The organism is Mucilaginibacter sp. (genome assembly GCF_041663085.1).
Classification (GTDB): Bacteria; Bacteroidota; Bacteroidia; order Sphingobacteriales; family Sphingobacteriaceae; genus Mucilaginibacter.
Genome location: NZ_JBAZRC010000037.1, coordinates 24567 through 31905, shown reverse-complemented (window position 1 = coordinate 31905; position 7339 = coordinate 24567). Strand labels below are relative to the sequence as shown.

Here is a 7339-nt window from a genome sequence, read left to right as displayed (position 1 = left end):
CCCTGATTGTATGATGGCAGTAAAATAGAACTGCTTTTAGATTCTTTCTTCAGCTCTTCAGGTACATCCCTGTTATTCTCCTTTTCGCGGCCTGCTTTAAAAAGCCGGTTACGTATATAAGGGTAAAGCAGGTATGCAGCTTTTGCAGACAGGATACCGAACCCTGCACCTGCAACAACATCGCTAAACCAATGGTCGCGGTTATACATACGTAGAATACCTGTAGCCGTTGCAAAGCTATAGCCTATTGCACTGTATCCTATAGATTTATCGCCCAGTTCCTGCGCCATAAACTCAGCTCCAAGAAAAGCATTGGCAGTATGGCCGGATGGAAAAGAATTATAGTCGGACCCATCGGGCCGCAACCTATGGGTTACTTTCTTTAAACCAAATGTTGCTACACCCATCATGCTTTCGGCCATTACCAATATTAAGGTACGGTCAACAAAGGTGTTTTTGCCATGGATGCCAACTAAATTCAGCCCATAAACCAATGCTACGGGTGTATACTGAAAATAATTCTCGGGGTGATGCCTAAAGTTTGGCGCATCCTCGTTAATATCATTATTAATACTGATGTCAAGCCGCCTCACAGGGTGGAAAAAGAAATTGCTTGCCCCATAAGCAATGAGTACAGACGGGGGCACCAATGCCCAGGCTTTACTACGTAAATGCCTAACAGTATCGGGCGCTGTGAACAAATCTTTTTTTAGCGTATCCGCTATATTTACTTTTTTGGTTGTATCAGCCACCTGCGCTTCGGACTTAAAGCAAACAAGACAGAGTATGATATAAATGGCTTTTTTCAATGTGCTGGTATTTGGGGTTATTTACCTATTTCAATTATGTGGAATGTTCCGGCTATCATATGTGGCCGTGGGTGTGCATTATCTGCTGTTGACGGCGTAGCCTCCATTTGCGCAGCTGGTAAAAACAGATGGTGAGTGGCCAGGTCGATACCGATAGTACGCGCACTTTTTTCGGTTGGTATATTTTCTACAAACATAAATTTATCAGCGTTTACCTCTTTAATAACAGATATATTGCCATCTCCGTTTGAACTGTAAGCCAATTTCAGTGCCGGGTCGAACGCAACACCATCGCAATCACCAATTTTAAATTTAGCAATATTTTTGCCATTCGTAGCATCCATTATCACCATGGTAGCGTTGCCACCGCAACCTATAAATAAACGATTGGTTACCCTGTCTATAGCCAAGCCCGAAGGTTCATCACCCTCATTGATTTTAAATCGACTGATCACTTTGTAAGTATTGGCGTTAATAACAACTACCTCGTTAGTGGTTTCGGAATTGACAAAGATCTTTCCTTTACCATCAGATACGCCCGTTTCTGGCTTGCCCACAAGCGGGATAGTTACGACTACTTTATCCGTAGCCGGGTCAATTACTGATGCATCGCTGCTTTTGCCGTTAAAGGCGTATACCTTTTTTGAAAACTCATCATAAAATATGGCATCCGGGTTGGTGCCAACTGCTATTTTTCCAAGTGCTGCGTTTGTTTTAAGATCAAACACTGTGCAACTGTTATCGCGCCCGTTACTGGTATAACCTTTATTCAGATCTTTTACCAGCGCTATACCATGCACCCCGTTTGTGTTGGGGATAACACCGATAGAATCGCCCGTTGCAGTGCTTAAAATATTTACTTGCGTACTGTGCGATACGTAGATCTTTTTGTTAGCTGCATCAACCGTAACATAGTCCCAACCACCGCTGCTTTTAATAGTATGCTTCTTTAAGATGTGTAAGCCGGTTTTAGTTTGGGCTTTTGCATTTAAGGCTGTAAAGGAAATAACAACCAATGCAAATGCTTTTAATTTACGGGGATATAACATAGCTATCTGAATTTGATGCTATTTAAGGTTATATTCTGTAGAAATTTTGGAGAAACGCGATAAACAGTAGTTAGTTAGCACGGGGCTTGTAAACTATCGATACAAAAAAGCCTCTCTAATTACATTAAAGAGGCTTTGTAGTGATCCCATCAGGATTCGAACCTGAGACCTACTGATTAGAAATCAGTTGCTCTATCCAGCTGAGCTATGGGACCATCGCGATTTTTTCGCGGTGCAAATATGCGAAAATTGGTTGATACAGGCAATAGCAACTGCGTTAAAATTACACACCCCAATTTAGCTGTAAAATAAGGCCAATAATATATTTACCGCCACAAAAAACAGCACTATCAAAATTTTGTTAAAATATTACATATAATTGCATTCTATTATAAACCGGCACTATCTGTAAGGTTAGTGTTTTATATGTAAAGCTGACAAATATTATTTTCATGATTTAACTTATTAATCGGGCTGTTTATTAAAATTTATTTTTTGGTAAAAAAGCTGTAAACCATGCACTAATAAGAAGTTTTAACTGCTGAATATCAATTTTTTACTTTTTAAAATTAAGAAGTGTTTTTTTTACAATAAGTTAATCATACTTTTAACCCAATTTTTTTTTAAAAACTTATTTTATGATCATAATTGCTGACGGTGGCTCCACCAAAACAAACTGGTGTTTAGTTACCGAAGATGGTAAAAAGGTGTATTTTAACACCGAAGGTTACAATCCGTATTTTTCAGGCACTGATTACATCATTCAATCGTTAAAGGAAAGCCTGCCTACCGATCTTGAGAAGGACAACATTACCGAAGTTAACTATTACGGTGCCGGCTGTTCAACCCCCGAAATGCGTAAAATTGTTGAGGATGCCATGAAGGCAGTTTTTACAAAATCCAGGGTTAACATCGGCCATGACCTGCTTGCTGCCGCACGTGCCCTATTGGGTAACAATGAAGGTTTTGCTGCCATTTTAGGCACAGGTACCAACACTTGCCTTTATAACGGTAAAGAGATCATCAACAACATCGATTCGGGTGCATACATCCTTGGAGATGAAGGCAGCGGCTGCCATATTGGTAAAAAGCTACTGATTGATTACCTGCGCGGCTATATGCCCGAGGCTGTACGTAAAAACTTTTGGGAAACCTTTAAACTTACGCCTGACGATATAAACGAGATTGTTTATACCCAGCCACGCGCTAACCGTTTTTGCGCAAGCTTCAGCAAATTTGTTTACGATAACATTGTGAACATAGAATACTCACGTAACCTGGTACGCACTTCATTCGAAGATTTTTTCCGCAACCTGGTTACCCACTACCCTGATTATCAAAAATATACATTCAACTGCATAGGTTCGGTTGGTTACAACTTCCGTAACGTGCTTGAGGAGGTTTGTACCGAAAACGGCATGACCGTTGGTAACATCATCCGCTCGCCTATAGATAACCTGGTAAAATTCCACCTGGAACTAGCGCCAAGCCAATTGTAATTTGAAGAGAATCAAGAAGTCAAGACATAAGAATCAAGACTTTGCAAAATATAAAAGCCGCATCGATATCGATGCGGCTTTTTCTTGAACTTTTATTCCTGTCTTGACTCTTGATTCTAAAAATCCTGCCTCGCTTATTTATCCAGGTTCAGATCGTTCTGGAAGATCTTGGTGTATTTACGCCTGTCAAACTTATATAGTTTGGCTGCTCGGTACGATACGCCCTTCTGCTTCTCATCCAACTCTTTCAGGAAACCGTAGCTCAGCATTTTTTTGCGAAAATTACGTTTATCAAGTTTTTTGTTCAGCACTGCTTCGTATAACGATTGCAGTTGTGTAAGTGTAAATTTTTCGGGCAGCAGCTCAAACGCAATAGGCTGATAATTTAGCCTGCGGCGTATCTTGTTAAACCCGGTTTCGAATATCTCACTGTGGTCAAACGCCAGTTTGGGCAGGTCGTTAACCGGGTGCCAGAACGCGTTTTTGGCATATTGAGTAACCGGCTTAACTTCTTTTTGCCCGTTAATACGTATCAGGGCGTAATAAGCAACTGTAATTACACGGCCCTGCGGGTGGCGGTTAACTTCGCCAAATGTATGAAACTGTTGCATATGCAGATCGCGCAGGCCCGTAAGCTCATAAAGGATACGTTCGGCAGCGTTATCAATACTCTCATCCTGCTCAACAATATATCCGGGCAGGGCAAGCCAGTCCTTAAACGGCTCTTCGTTACGTTCTATAAGTAATATCTTCAGCTCACCGGCCTCAAAACCAAATATGACACAGTCTATAGAAAAAACTGAGTTAAATGTAGGTAACTTTACTTCCAAGGGAAATGTATTTAGGTTATAATTGTGCTTAAATATATTGCTTAATTTTTAATGTAAAAATAAATAAATAAATTTAATGGTGTAAATTTGACACACTATATTCGCACCTACAAATTTACCTAAGTAAATAATGCAAAAAATTTCAAAGATAGCAGTTCTTACTTCGGGTGGCGATGCACCAGGCATGAACCCATGTATACGGGCTGTTGTACGTACCGCAATTTATAATGGCCTGCAGGTAGCAGGTATCCGCCAGGGTTACCAGGGGCTTATCGACAATAATATGTACGATATGAACACCCGCTCGGTAAGTAATATCTTAAACCTTGGTGGCACAATACTAAAAACCGCAAGGTGCCTTCCCTTCCGTACAGATGAAGGTATGGAGCTTGCCTACCAAAACCTAAAGGCTAACGGGATTGATGGCATTGTAGTTATAGGCGGCGATGGTACTTTTACCGGTGCCCTGCGCTTCTCAAGAAAATATCCGGACATTGCCGTAATAGGTGTACCCGGAACTATTGATAACGACCTTTATGGCTCTACTTACACTTTAGGGTTTGATACAGCCACCAATACGGTTATTGAAGCTATTGATAAAATACGCGATACTGCCGATGCACACGACCGTTTGTTTTTTATAGAAGTAATGGGCCGCGACTCGGGCGCTATTGCCCTGCGCGCGGGTATATCATGCGGTGCAGAAGCCATATTGTTGCCTGAGCGTGATACGGCTATTGAAATGCTGATAGAGAATCTGAAAGCCGGCCAGTACAATAAAAAATCATCAAGCATAGTAATTGTGGCCGAGGGCGATAAAAGCGGAGGCGCTTATGACCTTGCCGAAGCAGTTAGAAAACAAATCAAGTTTTACGACATAAAAGTTACTATATTAGGCCACTTGCAACGCGGGGGCAGCCCGTCGGCGTTCGACAGGATCCTGGGCAGCCGTTTGGGCTTTGCCGCTGTTAACGCCATGATAGATGGCAAAACACAAATGATGGTTGGACTTGAAGCTAACCACATAAAATTAACAAGCCTTGAAGAGGCACTTACCCAGCATCAGTTTAAGTTAGAAGATGACCTGATGCAGATGGCAGATATATTATCAATTTAAATGATTGCAGTTGTTTATAGTGGATCTAACAATGCCGGCTGGCGATTAGCCTATAAGGGACGAACGGTTGCCTCGTTCAATACCAATGCCATTAATCCCTATTTTAACGACGAGAAATATATCGTACAACTGCTTAATAAAAACATCAACCTTATACATCACGCCGAACAAATAAAACGTATTTACTTTTTTGGCGCGGGCGCATCTTCAGACGAGCTTAAGCAGGTTGTACACAACGCCTTTGCTGCATTTTTTAAATTTGCCAAAATAACCGTTGGGCACGATATTGAAGCCGCAGCAATTGCTTGCTGCCGTAATGCGCCCGGTATTGTAAGCATTTGCGGAAGCGGAAGCAACGCCGCCTGGTACGATGGCAAAAAGGTAAAACCAAACAACTACGGCCTTGGTTATATATTGGCCGACGAAGGTTCAGGCAACTGGCTGGGCAGGCAACTGATAAAAGGTTTCATGAATGAAACGCTGCCGGTAAACATCCGCAAAAAGTTTGTACAGCGGTATGATGCCGACCGTAAAACTTTGCTTGAAAAGGTTTATCGCCAAAAACAGCCCGCATTGTTTCTGAGCTCGTTCAGCGATTTTTTCCTGGAAAATAAACAAGACGCTTATCTTAAAAACATTATCACAACCGGTTTTGGCAAACTAATACAAACTTACCTGGTACCTCTGCATAAACAGCACCCGGAAGCACCTGTACACTTTGCCGGAACGGTAGCAGCCAACTTTCAGGATTACCTGCATGAGGCCGCCGCGGATAACGGGATTACGATAACGGATATTATAAAAGAACCCATAAACCATTTATTGACGTATTATTCAAATAAAAATTAGAAAAATCATGAAAATAGGAATCAACGGCTTTGGCCGTATCGGTCGCTTAGCTTTTAGGGCCGCAATTGAAAGACCAGATGTTGAAGTTGTAGGTATCAACGACCTTGTTGAACCTGATTACATGGCTTACATGTTAAAGTACGATTCAACCCACGGCCAGTTCAAAGGCACTATTGCTGTAGAAGGCGGCCATTTGGTTGTAAACGGTAAAACCATCCGTGTTACTGCCGAAAAAGACCCTGCAAACCTGAAATGGAATGAAGTAGGTGCAGAAGTTATTATTGAATCTACCGGTTTATTTTTAACCATTGAAACTGCACAAAAACATATTGATGCCGGCGCTAAAAAAGTGGTTATGAGCGCACCTGCAAAGGATGATACCCCTACGTTTGTAATGGGTGTAAACCACAAACTGTTAAAAGCAGACCAAACTATCGTTTCAAACGCGTCATGTACTACCAACTGTTTAGCGCCTATCGCTAAAGTATTGGATGATAAATTTGGTATTGAAGAAGGTTTAATGACTACTGTACACGCGGTAACAGCTACACAAAAAACAGTTGACGGCCCATCGCATAAAGACTGGAGAGGTGGCCGTGGTGCTTACCAGAACATCATCCCTTCATCAACAGGTGCTGCTAAAGCGGTTGGTTTAGTTCTGCCTCTGTTAAAAGGCAAATTAACAGGTATGTCGTTCCGTGTTCCGGTTGCCGACGTTTCTGTTGTTGACTTAGTAGTGCGTTTAAAAACTCCTGCTACTTACGAACAGATCAAAACTGCAATGAAAGATGCTTCAGAAGGCGAATTGAAAGGCATTTTAGGTTACACCGAAGATGAGGTTGTATCTGAAGATTTTAAAGGTGATGCACGCACATCAATTTTTGATGCAAAAGCTGGTATCGCACTTAACGATCACTTTGTTAAGGTTGTATCTTGGTACGATAATGAGTGGGGTTACTCAAACAAACTGATTGACCTTGTTCAGGAAATTGGCAAACTGTAAGTTTAATTAAATCCCAATATTAAAAGCCCTCCCAACATCAGTTGGGAGGGCTTTTTGTTGATATCCCACCTGTCATCCTGAACGATAGTGAAGGATCTGTTATTGAACTGTGCATATACGATTTGCATATCGGCGAATAGATGCTTCGCCATCGCTCAGCATGACAAAGTCTTCGAGATGTTT

At 41.6% G+C, this 7339-nt stretch carries 7 protein-coding genes and 1 tRNA gene; 4 read left to right on the top strand and 4 right to left on the bottom strand.

Annotated elements, in window-relative coordinates; all coding sequences use genetic code 11:
• From WC615_RS09535 to WC615_RS09525, 3 genes are all read right to left on the bottom strand, one after another.
• The coding region (locus WC615_RS09535) for a phosphatase PAP2 family protein (RefSeq protein ID WP_372977873.1) at positions 1-809 on the bottom strand (809 nt) is incomplete at its 3' end.
• A 17-nt stretch (positions 810-826) separates the two neighbouring features.
• Positions 827-1858, bottom strand: a complete 1032-nt coding sequence (locus WC615_RS09530) for a YncE family protein (protein ID WP_372977872.1) — start codon at positions 1856-1858, stop codon at positions 827-829.
• Between the two features lie 141 nt (positions 1859-1999).
• Positions 2000-2073 (bottom strand) — tRNA-Arg (locus tag WC615_RS09525).
• Positions 2074-2496: 423 nt separating this feature from the next.
• Here WC615_RS09525 and WC615_RS09520 point away from each other — a divergent pair.
• Positions 2497-3357 (top strand): N-acetylglucosamine kinase, encoded by an 861-nt coding sequence (locus WC615_RS09520; RefSeq protein WP_191174106.1) that lies wholly within the window; start codon positions 2497-2499, stop codon positions 3355-3357.
• Positions 3358-3491: 134 nt separating this feature from the next.
• On the opposite strand, the gene WC615_RS09515 is transcribed toward WC615_RS09520, so the two are convergent.
• Entirely contained in the window at positions 3492-4187 is a 696-nt protein-coding gene (locus tag WC615_RS09515) for an NUDIX domain-containing protein (RefSeq protein ID WP_067061196.1), read from the bottom strand.
• A 130-nt stretch (positions 4188-4317) separates the two neighbouring features.
• Between WC615_RS09515 and pfkA the strand changes: the two genes are divergently transcribed.
• Genes pfkA through gap form a run of 3 tightly spaced genes read left to right on the top strand, consistent with a single transcriptional unit; the run spans position 4318 to position 7156 of the window.
• Positions 4318-5304 (top strand): 6-phosphofructokinase, encoded by a 987-nt coding sequence (gene pfkA / locus WC615_RS09510; RefSeq protein ID WP_372977871.1) that lies wholly within the window; start codon positions 4318-4320, stop codon positions 5302-5304.
• Entirely contained in the window at positions 5305-6153 is an 849-nt protein-coding gene (locus WC615_RS09505; protein ID WP_372977870.1) for a hypothetical protein, read from the top strand.
• Between the two features lie 7 nt (positions 6154-6160).
• Entirely contained in the window at positions 6161-7156 is a 996-nt protein-coding gene (gene gap, locus WC615_RS09500) for a type I glyceraldehyde-3-phosphate dehydrogenase (RefSeq protein WP_372977869.1), read from the top strand.
• Positions 7157-7339 lie beyond the last annotated feature (183 nt).

Excerpts from the sequence above, each read along its gene's own strand:
- WC615_RS09530 (WP_372977872.1), bottom strand. The coding sequence starts at position 1,858 with ATGTTATATCCCCGTAAATTAAAAGCATTTGCATTGGTTGTTATTTCC.
- WC615_RS09520 (WP_191174106.1), top strand. The coding sequence starts at position 2,497 with ATGATCATAATTGCTGACGGTGGCTCCACCAAAACAAACTGGTGTTTA.
- pfkA (WP_372977871.1), top strand. The coding sequence starts at position 4,318 with ATGCAAAAAATTTCAAAGATAGCAGTTCTTACTTCGGGTGGCGATGCA.
- WC615_RS09505 (WP_372977870.1), top strand. The coding sequence starts at position 5,305 with ATGATTGCAGTTGTTTATAGTGGATCTAACAATGCCGGCTGGCGATTA.
- gap (WP_372977869.1), top strand. The coding sequence starts at position 6,161 with ATGAAAATAGGAATCAACGGCTTTGGCCGTATCGGTCGCTTAGCTTTT.